Origin of the sequence: Demequina pilifera, assembly GCF_048814985.1 — a bacterium.
Taxonomy (GTDB): Bacteria; Actinomycetota; Actinomycetes; order Actinomycetales; family Demequinaceae; genus Demequina.
This window is the reverse complement of record NZ_JBMDTW010000002.1, coordinates 120,511-134,308: the sequence shown is the minus strand read 5'-3', so window position 1 is coordinate 134,308 and position 13,798 is coordinate 120,511. Positions and strand designations below refer to the sequence as shown.

The 13,798-nt window shown below is 71.9% G+C and carries 12 protein-coding genes; 4 read left to right on the top strand and 8 right to left on the bottom strand.

Features of this window, described 5'->3' with window-relative positions; all coding sequences use genetic code 11:
* Nucleotides 1-38: 38 nt before the first annotated feature.
* Nucleotides 39-2,396 (top strand): hypothetical protein, encoded by a 2,358-nt coding sequence (locus tag ACNI14_RS03415; protein WP_420518562.1) that lies wholly within the window; start codon nt 39-41, stop codon nt 2,394-2,396.
* 4 nt (nt 2,397-2,400) lie between these two features.
* Here the strand turns inward: ACNI14_RS03415 and ACNI14_RS03410 are convergent, their stop codons facing one another.
* From ACNI14_RS03410 to glsA, 5 genes are all read right to left on the bottom strand, one after another.
* Nucleotides 2,401-3,201 (bottom strand): anti-sigma factor, encoded by an 801-nt coding sequence (locus ACNI14_RS03410; RefSeq protein WP_420518561.1) that lies wholly within the window; start codon nt 3,199-3,201, stop codon nt 2,401-2,403.
* A complete protein-coding gene (locus ACNI14_RS03405; RefSeq protein WP_420518560.1) occupies nt 3,198-3,812 on the bottom strand; it encodes a sigma-70 family RNA polymerase sigma factor in 615 nt (204 codons plus the stop codon). Before ACNI14_RS03405 ends, ACNI14_RS03410 begins: the two co-directional genes overlap by 4 nt.
* Nucleotides 3,813-3,986: 174 nt before the next feature.
* Entirely contained in the window at nt 3,987-4,130 is a 144-nt protein-coding gene (locus tag ACNI14_RS03400) for a hypothetical protein (RefSeq protein ID WP_420518558.1), read from the bottom strand.
* A gap of 115 nt (nt 4,131-4,245) precedes the next feature.
* Nucleotides 4,246-5,949 (bottom strand): cytochrome c biogenesis protein CcdA, encoded by a 1,704-nt coding sequence (locus ACNI14_RS03395; protein WP_420518557.1) that lies wholly within the window; start codon nt 5,947-5,949, stop codon nt 4,246-4,248.
* A 44-nt stretch (nt 5,950-5,993) separates the two neighbouring features.
* On the bottom strand, nt 5,994-7,790 hold the full coding sequence (gene glsA, locus ACNI14_RS03390) for a glutaminase A (protein WP_420518556.1): 1,797 nt from the start codon (nt 7,788-7,790) through the stop codon (nt 5,994-5,996).
* 142 nt (nt 7,791-7,932) lie between these two features.
* On the opposite strand from glsA, the gene ACNI14_RS03385 reads away from it, so the two are divergent.
* The 3 genes from ACNI14_RS03385 to ACNI14_RS03375 all read left to right on the top strand — a co-directional run bounded on the left by ACNI14_RS03385 (nt 7,933) and on the right by ACNI14_RS03375 (nt 10,135).
* The gene (locus ACNI14_RS03385) at nt 7,933-8,421 is read left to right on the top strand and encodes a methyltransferase family protein (RefSeq protein ID WP_420518555.1); all 489 of its coding nucleotides are present in this window, start codon (nt 7,933-7,935) and stop codon (nt 8,419-8,421) included.
* A 343-nt stretch (nt 8,422-8,764) separates the two neighbouring features.
* Entirely contained in the window at nt 8,765-9,514 is a 750-nt protein-coding gene (locus tag ACNI14_RS03380) for an SDR family oxidoreductase (RefSeq protein WP_420518554.1), read from the top strand.
* Between the two features lie 45 nt (nt 9,515-9,559).
* Complete coding sequence (locus ACNI14_RS03375; RefSeq protein ID WP_420518553.1) at nt 9,560-10,135, top strand: helix-turn-helix domain-containing protein; 576 nt, start codon at nt 9,560-9,562, stop codon at nt 10,133-10,135.
* A gap of 16 nt (nt 10,136-10,151) precedes the next feature.
* On the opposite strand, the gene ACNI14_RS03370 is transcribed toward ACNI14_RS03375, so the two are convergent.
* From ACNI14_RS03370 to ACNI14_RS03360, 3 genes are all read right to left on the bottom strand, one after another.
* Nucleotides 10,152-11,393, bottom strand: a complete 1,242-nt coding sequence (locus ACNI14_RS03370; RefSeq protein WP_420518552.1) for a PQQ-dependent sugar dehydrogenase — start codon at nt 11,391-11,393, stop codon at nt 10,152-10,154.
* 42 nt (nt 11,394-11,435) lie between these two features.
* Nucleotides 11,436-13,145 (bottom strand): MFS transporter, encoded by a 1,710-nt coding sequence (locus ACNI14_RS03365; protein ID WP_420518551.1) that lies wholly within the window; start codon nt 13,143-13,145, stop codon nt 11,436-11,438.
* Nucleotides 13,146-13,328: 183 nt separating this feature from the next.
* Nucleotides 13,329-13,502, bottom strand: coding sequence for a hypothetical protein (locus ACNI14_RS03360; protein ID WP_420518550.1), 174 nt, complete (start codon nt 13,500-13,502; stop codon nt 13,329-13,331).
* Nucleotides 13,503-13,798: the final 296 nt, after the last annotated feature.

Below are 13,798 nucleotides of genomic sequence, written 5' to 3'. Positions count from 1 at the left end.
CCCTGCGACCGTCGGCGCGCGGGTGTACCTTCGCTCGCATGGAGCCGGTCGAGGAACTGGTGCGCGTGCGGGTGCCAGACGACACGGTCGAGGTGCGCGTCCACGGGGTCTCCGGCACCCCGCCCCAGGCCCTGCTCGGCGCGTTCCCGGTGCGGGTGGCGGGGAACGCCGATGCGGGCTTCTACCGCGCGCACGATGCCCGGGACGGCGGCGGCATCGCGGAGGCCTTCAGTTGGGGAGGGCTGACGTCACGCCGGCGCAGCACCGCGCTGTGGCTGTTCCTCGCCCCGCTGTCCCTCATCAACGTCGCCAGCTGGATGACTCCCACCCACTCGCTGCCGCTGTCGGGGCGCGAGCGCGTGCGCGTGGGTGCGCGCGGCGAGCGCTCGCACATCGTGCGCGACGCCGCGATGCGGCTCGTGACCCTGGTGGCGACCGCCCTGGTCGCCGCTGTCGCGGTGCAGGCCGGCGCCTTCGCGCTCGGCCTGATGACGGCCGATGCGACCCGCGCCCCTGGCCGCGCGGCGGCGGCCATCGTGCTGGCGGCCCTGGTGCCCGTGGGGCTTCACCTGCTGGCCGGGGTGGGCAAGGCGCCGAACGACCGCGACCGTCACGACGACCCGTGGGGCAGGGCGCTCGCGCTGCGGTCGCTCGCGCTGGCGCACCTCGGGGTCGGCCTCGCGGTCGTGGCCGTCGTGGGCTGGGCGGTCACGCTCGCGGGCGGAATCCAGCAGCCCTCCGGGTCGATCGGCGCCTCGGTGGCGGCGGCCGCGGGCGCGGCGCTGGCCGGGGCGGCGCTCGCGCTCGGGGTCGCGACCGCGCTCGGCACTCGCGTGAACGGGAAGGACCGCAGCCATCCCGCGGGCCCACCCGCCGCGCTGCTGGGAGCGGCGGCCGTGGTCGCGGCCGTGGTGAGCGCCGCGCTGCGCGACGGGGCGGGCAGCGCGGCGAACGGCCTGACGGCGGTGCACTTCGTGCTCGCTGCCGCGGCGGTGATCGCCCTCGGCGTGGCGCTGGCCGGCGAGGCGCGCATGCCGGTGCGCCGCTCCGCGGGCTACTCGGTGGCATTCGCGACGCTGGGCTTCTTCATGGCCTATGCCGCGTTCGGCGCGCTGTCGTACGCGCTGCTCGCCTTCGAATCCGACCGCTCGGCGCGGGCCTTCATCGAGTCGCCCGAGCCGGCGGCCATGTTCCGGCTCGTCGACTTCGCCGCCGTGACGCTCACCTGCGGCGTGCTCTACATCGCGGCGCGGGTGATCGGGGAGATCAGGCCGCTGGCCGAGCCCGGTGAACTGGGCGTCGCCGCGGCGACTCGCGTGCGCGCCGCGGTCGAGCGCGCTCCCGACGAGATACGCCGGGCGGGAATCGGCATGCTGGTCGCCGCCGCCGTGCTCGTCGTGGGTGAGCTGCTGCGGGTCAGCCTGCCCGCGCAGGAGTGGGCGCAGACCGCCGGGCGCATCGTCACCGAGCCCCGCCAGGCCATCGGCGCGCTCGGCTGGGCGTTCGTGGCGTACCTCGCCTTTCGCGTCTGCCGCGGCAGGAGCCGCGCGCTGGTCGCGGCGGTGGCGGGGGCGGCTGGGCTCGGCGCCCTCGCATGGCTGCTGGCGCGCGCGGGTTTCGACGTGCTGTCGTGGGCGCGCGTGGGCGGCGCCGCCCCCGGCGACGGCGGCCTCCGCGACGGGTCGGCCGCGGAGACCGCGCTCGGGGTGGACGCCGTGTCGGACGTGGCGGCCGCGACGGGATCCGTGCTCGGCGACCCGTGGGTCGCGGCGTCGGCCTTCACGCTGATCGCGGTGGTGATCGCGCTGTTCATCCCCGCGGCATGCGTGCTGTGGTTCGTCCTGTCGGCCTCCGGCAACCGCGAGTCGCGCCGGGGCGTGGGGGTGGTGTGGGACCTCACCAACTACTGGCCGCGCCTGCACCACCCGTGGGCGCCGCCGCCGTACTCGGAGACCGCGATCCCGGCGCTCGAGCAGCGGCTGCGGGACCTCCGCTCGGATCACCCCCGCCACCGGATCGTCCTCAGCTGTCACAGCCAGGGGGCGTCCCTGGGCTTCCCCGCCATGCGCCGGCTGCTCGCGGACGACCCCGCCTACGCGAGGTCCGTGCGCTTCCTCAGCTTCGGCAACCTGCTGGCGGCGCACTATCAGCGGCTCTTCCCGCACCTGTTCGACGACCCGCGGCTCCGGGCGCTCGCGGACGCCTCTCCCGGCAGGTGGATCCAGCTGTTCCGCGAGACCGATCCGCTGGGCCACCCGATCGACGTGCTCGGCGCTCAGTGCCGACCCGTGTCCCACGTGCCGCCCCGCGGGGGCACGCGCGTGCTGGCGCACTCTCACTACGAGTACAGCGCGGAGTACCAGCAGGCCCTGGACGATCTCGCCGCGACGCAGTGAGCCCTTAGAGCTCGACCGTGAGCATGGGCTCCATGGTCGGGTGCGCGGAGCCGCCCGACGGTTCCTCCGTGATGCACACGGCCGTGACCCCGCCCATCTCCATGTGGACCACCGCCATGTAGTCGCCGCCGTCGCGCGGCACGAACGTGGGGCCCGGCACCGCGGTTCCGTCCGCCATCACGAGCCACACCTGGTACTCCATGCCGTCGGCCGGCATGGGAGCGGCCGCCCCCATGAGGGCCAGGCTGTCCATGCGCTCGCTCTTGACCACGTGGCCGCTGCCGAGGTCGAGGTCCATCGTGCGCGCATCCGGCGCGGACGTCACCATCATGACGTCCTTCTCGAGGGCCAGCTCGGTTCCGGGCTCGTCGCCGCCGAAGGGGAAGGCGGTCAGCGCCAGGGCGGCGACCACGACGGCCGATGCGGCCGCGCCGATCATTGCGGGCAACCAGCGCCGCTGGCGCTGGGAAGGCGACGTGCGCGCCTGGGTTGCGTCGCGCACCTGGGCGACCCGCGCATCGGCCGCCTGCTCATCGGCGGCGCGTGCCTGGGCAACCCGCGCATCGGCGGCCTGAGGGGTCAATTGCGCCGTGCTGCCCACCTGGTCCATGACCCGCGACCTGAGCGCGGTCGGTGGGGCCGTGGCGTGCGCATCGGCGATAGCCGTGGCGACCGCGGTGAACGAGGCGAGCTCGTCACGGCACTCGGCGCAATCGTCGAGGTGGCGCTCCACGAGGTCGCGGTCGGGCGTCTCGAGGGCGTCCAGCGCATACGCGCCCACGAGCGAGTGCAGGTCCACGCTCATCGCTCCACCCCCAATGCGTCCCGAAGCTTGATGAGCCCGTCCCGGATGCGCGCCTTGGCGGTGCCGAGCGGGATGCCCAGGGCCTCGGCGGCCTCGCGCTGCGTGTAGCCCTTGAAGTAGGTGAGGTCGAGCGCCTCGCGCTGGCGGTCCGTGAGCGTCTCCATGCCCTTCGCGACGCGCTCCGCCTCCCACTCGCGATACATGACGTTGACCACGGAGTCCTGCTCGCCCGCGTCGACCTCCTCGGCCGCGCCATGGGCCCGCATGCGGGTGGTGTGCGCCTGCTCCGAGCGCACGCGGTCGACGGCGCGGCGGTGGGTGATGGTGAGGATCCACGAGCGCGCGGAGCCCGCCGAGCGGTCGTAGCGTGCCGCGCGGTGCCAGATCTCGACGAGCACCTCTTGAGCGATGTCCTCGGCCATGCCGCGGTCCCGGACGATCCGCACGGCGAGGCCGAACACGGAACCGGCGACCGCGTCGTACAGCCGTTCGTATGCCTCCGCGTCGCCCAGCGCCGTGCGCTCGAGCAGCGTGGTCACGTCGGGAGCGGGGCCGGACGCGGGTGGCGAGCCGGGCTCGGGGACCGCGTGCAGGTGCCGTGCGGCGCTCATGCGGACCTCCTCGCTGCTCGTGTCCATCATGGCCGGTGCTGCTCACCGCCACCAGTAGTTCGGCCCGGAGCCGGTGATGGATGGGTGACACGGGTTCCGCTGAGCGGGCCGGGGCACAGCAAAGGGCGGCCGACCCGCTCAGTCGACCGCCCTGTGAGTGAAGTGAAGACTAGATCAAGGCGTGGGTGCCATCGTGTCTTCCATCAGCGGGTCGGTCGTGGTGTCCAGGTCGCCGTTCGTGGTGGCGTCGCCGCAACCTGCGAGAAGGGCGCCGCCGACGAAGACCAGGGCGGGAACTGCTGCCTTACGAAGATCCATTCTGGATGCCTCCTTGGGGTCATGGCAGAACGGGCCACTCTGACCCGCCACTTCCATTGACCCTCGAAAACTGGCCCTCCGCAAATGGAGGCGGGCAAAACTTTCGGAAAGTCCTTTACCCGAATGTGAAGGCGTAGGCCTCGATGCCGGGAGAGAATTCCAGGATCATCACGTCGTCGGTGGGGCCGTCTTCATACAGGTCGTAGAGGTCGGAGACGCCGTCGACCACCACCACTTCCTCGTAGTCCTCGTCGTCGAGCAGGGTGACCCGCACCTCGCCCTCGCCCGCCATGACCAGGTGCACGTCGGCGGCGTAGAAGTTCAGCATGATCCGCGCATCGGCTCCCGAGAGGGCGTGCTCCTCGGTGACCGTCCATTCGCCCAAGTAGGCGAAGTGGTCGGGCTGCGGGAAAGCGTCATGACCGAACACGGCGGGCTCGTCCTCGCGCACCTGGCCGGAGTTGTCGGCGAACTCGAGCCGGCCGTATCCGAGGTAGGTCTCGTGGGTGCGGCCCTGCGTGTGCCGGCCCTGGTCAGCGTCGACGGCGGGCATGGGCGCCGTCTCCAGCAGCTGCTGGATGAGCTGCTCTGTCTCCGCGTAGCGACCCTCCCCGTAGTGGACCTGACGCACCACGCCCTCTTGGTCGATGAGGTAATGCGCGGGCCAGTACCGCTGATCCCACTCCCGCCACGTCTCGAAGTCGTTGTCGATCGCGATCGGGTAGTCGATGTCGTAGCGCTCCGCCGCATCGGCGACGTTGCCGACTTTCCTTTCGAAGGCGAACTCGGGGGAGTGCACGCCGATGATGGTCAGCCCGTCGTCGCGGTACCGCTCGTCCCAGCCGGTGAGAAAGGGGAAGGTGCGCTGGCAGTTGATGCACGAGTAGGTCCAGAAGTCGATGAGCACCACGCCCCCGTCGCTCGTGAGCTCCTCGATGTCGAGAGCCTGGCCGTCCTCGGTGTTGACCCACTCCTGGATGCCCACCAGCTCGCGCGCGGGGCCGCAGTTCTGCAGCTCGTCGGCGGGGCCCTCCTCGCACTCGTCGAACGTCAGCGCGTCGCCCACGGCGGGTTGCGCCTCCTCGCGACCGGTCAACACATCGAGCTCGTCGCGCACGGCGCCGCTGTCCTCGATGGCCTCCTGTGCGCTCGCGAGCACGCCGGGCACCCAGCGCTGCAGCGGCTCGGCCACGTTGGTGGCGACCACGAGCGCGGTCGCGAGCAGGACAACGCCGGAACTGATGCGGATCGCCTTGAGGCGCTCGCGGACGGCACGGATGCGCCCGCCCATCGCCTGGCCCGCGAGCCCGAAGGCGAGCAGCGGCACCGCGATGCCCACCGAGAAGCTGAGCGTCAGCGCCACGAGCCCCCAGCTGAAGCCGTTGGTCGCCGCGAGCACCGTGATCGACGCCAGGATGGGCCCGGCGCACGGCACGAACACCAGCCCCAGCGCGAGGCCCATGACGAATCCGTTGCCGTCGCGCGTGAGCTGCGGAGGGCCGATGCGCTCGAAGGGTCGCTGCAGCAGCTCGCCGAGCGGGGGTATCGCAAGGCCCAGCCCCACGAGCGCGAGCACCACGATGCCCGCCCACCGGAGCACGTCCTGCGGCAGCCCCAGCGAGGCCAGCAGCAGGCCGCCCAGCAGCGTGAAGAACGCGAAGCTCGTGACGAGTCCCGCGATCACCACCACGGGCCGGCGCCTGGACGCGGCGCCGTCCTGGATCGAGCTGGTGAGGATCGCGGGCAGCACCGGCAGCACGCACGGGCTGACGGCGGTGATGATGCCGGACACGAGGCCGACGACGGTGAGCAGAAGCACGCTGGGTGTTCGGAGGCCGGGCGCCCGAAGTTGGGTCGGAGGGGTCAGCCGCGCTCGACGCCGGAGCGCAGCGCGCGGTCGGCCATGCGGTAGCCGTCCCTCGCCATCGCACGCCACATCTCCACCGCGACCTGGGGCTGATCGGCGGTGATGCGGTCGATCGACTCGGCGGAGAGCCGCAGGAGCGTCAGGTCGCCGTCGGCATGGATGGACGTCTCCTGCACGTCGTCGGCGCCGAGCGCGAGCTCCCCGAAGGAGGTGCCGGGGTTCATCGCCACCGCGTGCGTACGGTCGCCGTTGGGACCCTCGACGGTCGCGACGGCCGTGCCGCTGACGACGACGTGGACGCCCGCGAACGGTGCCCCGGCCTCGAGGACGAGCTCGTCGTCGGTGAAGGTCAGGTGCTCCATCGCGTCGTCGATCACCCTGCGCGCGTCAGGGGACAGGCCCCGCAGCAGCGGGTGATCGTCGACGTGAGCGCGCTCGTCGGCGGGGCCGTCGCCGTGGCGGCGCAGCAGCTCGTCCTCGCACCACCGCACGGCGGAGTCGCGGTCCTCGAAGAAGGGGCTCGCGTGCTCGGTGCCGGCGTCCGGGTCGTGCAGGACGCCGTGCGGGTCCACGACGGCGGCCTCGGAGCCGGCCTCGCGAAGCATGGAGCGCAGGCCGCGCAGCGCGACCCGGGCCACGTCGGCGACGTCGTCGACCCGGCGCACGTCGACGACGGCGAGCTCGGGCGCGTCCTCCACGACCGCCCTGACCACGTGCTCGGCCCCGGCGAAGAGCAGGTCGCCGTGCAGCTCATAGACGACGGAGCGCCCGGCGTGCTCGTCCAGCACCGCCTGATCCGCATCCGGGCGGCGCCGGCGCGACGCGACCTGGGAGAGCGGGTACCGATTGCGCACCGCAGTGTTCGACGAGCGCCCCACGTGCATGAGGTGCATCTCCATGTCGCGCGACATCCGCTCGCACAGCTCGACGCCGCGCGCGCTGTTGCCGTGCGAGTCGAGCCGCGGCGAGAACACCGCGAGTCCGACCTGGCCCGGCAGCACAGCGATGATCCCGCCGCTGACGCCGCTCTTCGCCGGCATGCCGACCGCGGAGATCCAGTCGCCGGCGGAGTCGTACATGCCGCACGTCGCCATCACGCTGAGCACGCGCTCCACACTGGTGGTCTCGAGCACGCGGGTGCCGGTGACGGGCTGCACGCCGCCGTTCGCCAGCGTCGCGGCCATCAGCGCCAGGTCGCGAGTGTCGACGCTGATGGCGCACTGGCGCACGTACTGCGCGAGCGACTCCTCGGGGTCTCCCTCGAGGATCTGGAACTCGCGGAGCATGTGCGCGATGGCGCGGTTCCGGTGCGCCGTCGCCAGCTCCGAGGAGTAGACGTCCTCGTCGACCTCGAGGTCGCGCCCGGCGAACGAGCCGTACCACTCGAGCACGCGCTCGAACCGAGGCTCGCCGCTGTCGCCGGCCACGAGCGACGCCGCGGTGATGGCGCCCGCGTTGATCATCGCGTTGCGCGGTCGTCCGGTGTCGGAGGCGAGGCTGATCTCGTTAAACGCGTCCCCCGACGGCTCCACGTCGACCTTGGCGTCCACTGCCTCCGTGCCCTGATCCGACAGCGCCAGGGCGTAGGTGAACGGCTTCGAGATGGATTGGATGCTGTAGCGGGCGTCGGCGTCGCCCACGGTGTACACGTGGCCGTCGACGGTCGCGAGGGCGAGAGCGAACCGGTCGGGGTCGGCGTCCGCCAGCTCGGGGATGTAGGACGCCACCTCGCCGTCGGTGCTGCGGCACTGGTCGACGATGGACTCCAGGTACTCCTGCACGGGGCTCCGCATGTATCGAGACTAATGCGACCCGCTCTCACCCCCGATACCCAGCAGCGCCGATCCACGAGACTGTGAGAGCCGCATGTTGGCGCTGCTGGGTATCGACGGGGGAGGACGTGGGGGCGAGCGGGGGTGACGTAGCGTTGAGCGCATGAGTGCACTCAAGGACGGACGGTGGGGCCTGGTGGCCGTGCAGGGGCTGCTGTTCGCGGCCGTCGCGGTGACCGCGCTGATGCCGGCGCTGACGCCCGCATGGGCGCCCCTGCTGTGGCAGTCGCTGTGGACGGGCCTCGCGCTGGTGGTGGTCGGCTCGATCGGCGTCATCTGGTCCGCGAAGGACCTGGGTGAGTCGCTCACTCCGTCTCCCGTGCCCAACCGCGCGGGACTCGTCGCACGCGGCCCGTACCACTACGCGCGCCACCCCATGTATACGGCCCTGGTGGTGATCTGCCTGGGCGTCGCCGTCGGCTCGGGAGCGACGCTGACGTACCTCTCGGTGCTGCTGCTGGCGCTCTTCTTCGAGTACAAGACGCGGGTCGAGGAGCGCTACCTCCTCGCCGCGTACGACGGATACGCCGAGTACGCCCAGCGCACCGGCAAGTTCATCCCTGGTGTGGGCCAGCTCGTGGCGTCGCTGTAGGGGACGCTCCCCGCGGTCGTCCCATGTCGCGGTCGTCCCATGTCGCGGTTGTCCCATGACGCCCGACTTACCCCTATACGCCCGGCCGCGACGGCGCTACCCTGGGCCTCAGGCAGCATCCTTGCGGATATGCCTGCGAGGTCGCCACTGATGCGCCACGTCTTCGGGGGGGAGAAACGGCGCGACGACGGGGGAGACCGCGCTGTGCCGGGTCGATGGCGCCTGGACGTCGTCAGGGCCGGGGTGGGGTCTCACGCACCGGGAGCCCGCCCCGGTTCCTGCGCCCAGACGCACCGGGAGCCCGCCCGTGTCACGCGCCGTCCCATGGCCTAGCCTCGACCTTATGGAGCAGCTGCACGCCGTCGTCACCGGAGCGTCATCGGGAATCGGTCACGAGACCGTCCGCGTCCTCACGCGCGACCACGGCATGAAAGTCACGGCCGTCGCCCGCAGGCGCGACCGGCTGGACGCCCTTGCGGAACTGACCGGTTGCGACGTCGTGCAGGCGGACGTCACCTCTCAAGAGGACGTGGACTCTCTCGCTCGCGACATCCGGGGGCCGGTGCACGTGCTGGTGAACAACGCGGGTGGCGCGATCGGCTGGGACACAGTCGCGGCATCGAGCCTCGACGCCTGGAGCCAGCAGTACGAGCTGAACGTCGTCGGCACGGTGCGCGTCACGCAGGCGCTGCTCCCGGCGCTCACGGACTCTGGTCGCGGCGACGTGGTGGTGGTCACCTCCACCGCCGGCCACGAGCCGTACGAGAACGGTGCTGGGTACGTCGCCAGCAAGCACGCCGAAGCCGCCATGGCCCGCACGCTGCGACTCGAGCTCGCCGGCACGGGGGTGCGGGTGATCGAGATCGCGCCCGGCATGGTCCGCACCGAGGAGTTCTCGGTCAACAGGTTCGCCGGCGACGAGGAATCCGCGGCTGCGGTGTATGAGGGCATCGAGCCGCTGACCGCTCACGACATCGCGGAAGCCATCGCGTGGACCGTCACGCGTCCTCATCACGTCAACGTCGATCAACTCGTGATCCGGCCTCGGGAGCAGGCGGGCGCGTCCAAGACCGTACGCACCGCACCACGCTGAGTCGGGGTCGACGCCACACCGCGCGGCATCCCTACAATGACGGACATGGCGACTGAGAGGGCAAGGCTGCTCCTGCACCCCGTGCGGATGAGGATCGTCATCGCGCTGTCGGCGCAGGAGCTCACCACGAGGCACATGCAGGAGCTCATGCCCGATGTCCCGCAGGCGTCGCTGTACCGCGCGATCTCGCAGCTTGCCGCCGCCGACATCATCAAGGTCGTGAGCGAAGAGCGTCGCGGCGGAGCGATGGAGCGCACGTACCGGATCGCGCCGGAGGACCAGGCGCGGCTGACCACGGAGGATCTCGCCTCGTCGAGCGCCGAGGAGGCGCTCGGAGTCGTGCAGGCGCTCGCCGACGTGATGGTCATGTCCACCAGCCGCTATCTCGCGGAGGCGGGCGACGACTGGTCGCAGTCGTCCCTCACCGTCCGGCATGCGCCGCTGTGGCTGACGCCGGACGAACGCGATCAGCTCACCGAGGACATCGTCGGGCTGGTCGCCGACTACCAGGCAAAGACACGCAGGCCCGAGTCCCGCCTGCACACCTTGCAGATCGCCGCCGTGCCCGAGGTGGGGCCACCTGACGTGTGTCCCAACGCGGGCGCCAGCGACGAGGATTAGCGACTGATCCGTCGCCTCACCCTGCGGGCTCGATCTCCATACGGACGATGCGGTCGTCGCCATCGCGCGGCTCGCCCCGGCCATCGGTGTTGTTGGTGAGGACATAGAGCGCCCCATCGGGACCGACCTCGACCGCGCGGATCCGACCGAGGTCATCGACCAGCACCTGTGGCTCTCCGATCCCGTCCGCAGTGAACGGGACGCGGAAGACGGCCTGCCCGCGCAGCGCCGCGACGTACGCGCCCTCCTCGGTGACCGCGATCCCGCTCGGTGAGGACGCCGCGGTGGGTCTCCATTCGGCAGCCGGGTACGTGAGTCCGTCCACGGTGTCGCCGAGCTCGGTGCCCTCGGGGGCGCCGATGAGCCCCTCGACCAGCGGCCAGCCGTAGTTGGCTCCCGGCTCGATCACGTTCAACTCGTCGGCGTTCGCCTGCCCGAACTCGGAGGCCAGCATGGTCCCGTCCGGAGTCCACCCGAGGCCCTGCACGTTGCGGTGGCCGTAACTCCACACCAGGTCGTCGAACGGGTTGCCGGGAGCGGCGGCGCCGTCCTCCGCGCCGTCCGGGCCGTCGGCGACGACGCGCAGGATCGTGCCGTGCAGGGTGTCCCTGTCCTGGGCGAGCTCGGGCTGCGCGGCGTCGCCGGTGGCGATGTACAGGTGGTCGTCGGGGCCGAAAGCGATGCGGCCGCCGTCGTGATTCGCGGCCTTGGGGATCCCCGCGACGATGTCGACCGGCGCGCTCAGGGAGTCTCCGTCGAGGTCCATGCGCACCACGGCGTTGCCGTCGGATCGCGTCAGATACGCGTACAGCACGCTCGGGTCGGTCGGCAGCAGCGCGAGACCCAGCAGGCCCGCTTCGCCAGTGGCGTCGGTCTGCTCGAGGGCCCGCGCGCCCGGGCCGGTGAGCGGCGTCGTGGTGCCGCCCGCGCCCACGCGGACGATCCGCCCCGCGTCGCGTTCGGTGACCAGCATGGAACCGTCGGGCTCGAAGGCGATCGCCCACGGGGCGGACAGGCCGGTTGCCACGTCCTCGCTCGCCACCACGGCCATCTCGCCGATCTCGGCCTCGACAGTCGGCGCCTCGACCGACGGGGCGGGCGACGCGCTGCCCGCCGTCACGCCCGGGATCTCGTCCGGGCCCGTCGGCGACGCGGTCGGGTCGGGATCGGAGGAGCACGCGACCAGCGTCATCGCCGCGGCGGCGGCGAGGACGAGCGCGCGGGTGCGCGCGGTGCGGACGGCAGCAACTGAACGCATAGCGCCACCCTATGCGCGCGCATCGGCGCTTGCACAGGCGAGTCAGGAGCCGGGCGTTCCTCCGTCGCGCGGTTTGGCGCGGGTGCCGGGCGGGCGGGCGGCACCGGCCTTGCCTGCCGCGCCCTTGATGACCTTCTTGACCGCCTCGCCCCCCTTGGCCGCGGGATTCTTGCGGGTGCCGTCGGCCTTGCGGGACTTGGGGCTCGTGCCCGCCTTGGCCCCGGGCTTGGTGCGGGACTTGCGCGGCTTGCGGGTGGCGAGGTCGGCGTACGCGCGCGGCTTCTGGGTGTTGAGCTGGGTGCGCCACCACCACTCGCGTCGCCGCTCGTTCAGGGCTGCCTGCGCGGCGAGTGCGGCGCGCACCTGGCGGGGAACGCTCAGCCGCTGCAGGGTGCGGCGGTCGACCGTCGCGATCACGCCGGCGGCGACCAGGGTCAGCCCGAGCGACACGAACGGCAGCCACTGCGCGCCCCAGGTCGCGACGATGAGCCCGCCCAGCGCCGGGCCCAGCGCCGCGCCGACGTTGAACACCACGGTGTAGGCGCCCGCGCCCATCTCGCTGCGCCACGGCGTGTGCCGCATGGCCCAGTTGAGGAGCGCCGCGACGATCACGGCCCACGATGCGGCCTGCACCACCTGGAAGGCCACGGCCGACCACGTCTGGCCGATCGCCAGCAGCCCGAAGGCGACGAGGAGGCCGGCGATGCCGAGAGCGACGGTGTGCACCGGCCGGCGCGACAGATGACCGGAGATCCCGAGCGTCGCGGCCACCGCAACCGCGCCGCCGAGCGCGAACAGCAGCGGGAGGGACGAGACCGGCATGCGTCCCACCTCGGTCAGCAGGGGCACCACATAGGTCCAGGTGAGAGACATCGCGGTGGTGGCCACGAGCGTCACGCCGAGGACGCGCGCGAATGCCGGCTTCGAGGGCAGGTCTCCGACCGTGTGCTGCTGGGGTGACGCGGATCGGGAGGAAGGCAGGACCAGGGCGAGAGCGACGGCCAGGGCCAGCCCCACGGCCGCCAGTCCCCAGTACGGCGACCGCCAGGAGACGGAGGTGCCGAGCGCGGTGACGAGCGGGGTGCCGAGCACGCCGGCGGCGGCGGAGCCCAGCATGATGGTGGTCACCGTCCGCGCGCGCAGGTGAGGCGCGAACAGGCTGGCCGCGGCGGGGGCGACCACCGCCCAGAACAGCGCGTGCGCGGTCGCCGAGATGACGCGGCCGGTCGCGAACATCGCCAGCCCGCCCGAGGTCGCGACCACGATCACCCCGGCCGTCCACACCCCGAAGGTTGCACTCAGGGCGACCCTCCGGCTCACACGCCTGGTCACGATGGTGAGCGGCAGCGTGGCCACCACCACCGTGAGGGCGAACGCCGTGGCGAGCAGCCCGATCGAGGAGACAGCGACGTCCAGTCCGGCGGCGATGGTGGTGCTCATCGCGACCACCGAGGCCTCGTTGGCGCCGACGGCGAACGCCCCGACCGCGAGCGTGATCAGCCCCAGTCGAGCGCGGCGGGGGGTGAGAGCAAGCGCCTCCTCGGACCGGTACCCAGGGTCCGGCTCGTCGAGGACCATCGAGGCGGTGGTGCCGCCCGCGATGGGGATCGACAGCGTGGCCGGCTCATACTCGTAATCGGCCGGGTCGAACCCCGGCAGGGACCCGACGGGCAGCTCCTGGGTGGTGGCGAGGGGCTCTGTGGTGTCGTCGTCGCTCAGGGGGAGCTCGAGCGTGCTGGTGGGATCGGACAACGTGCGCGGCTTTCTGGGGTCGACGACGAAAAGTTGTGGCTGGTATGAGGCGATTTTTGCGAGACGACCAGCGGAGATCTCGCGGTCCGACGACCCCTCGATGAGGCAACGGCCGCGGACCCCATCATGTTCCCACGATTCGGCGGCTCGTCGCGCTCTGTGGGGCGAGCCGGCGCCGCGATTTCAGGCGCGCTCCGGAGCCTCTTCTGCACCCACCGGTTCGCCGAGATCGGCGAGCTGCACCGGTCGTGAGCACCACCATCGGTGGGAGAACCGGGCGACGAAGGCTCCTGCCGTCACCGCGAGGAAGCCGATGACCGCGACGCGCAGGTCCTGGGTGACGGTGACTCCGCTCATCGCCGCCTCCCCGCAATCGGACGGGCGATCTTCTGTGGCTGCGGGACGTGCCGCGACACGTCCTCGCAGCCCGGCTCGTACTCGCCGGCACGGCCCGCGCCCGCCTCTCCCGCCACCGCAGCGTCCTGGGAGGTCCTCAGTGCTCGAAATTGGCGAAAATGGGCACTGAGCGCCTGCTGGGGTGCGTGGCGGACTGGCCGGCCCGCGCATCGGCCGTGTGCCTGGCCGTGACGCCTATACTGGTCGCACCAGCGACGACCCGGCCATCACCGGTGAGCTTGCGGAGGAACGGGCCC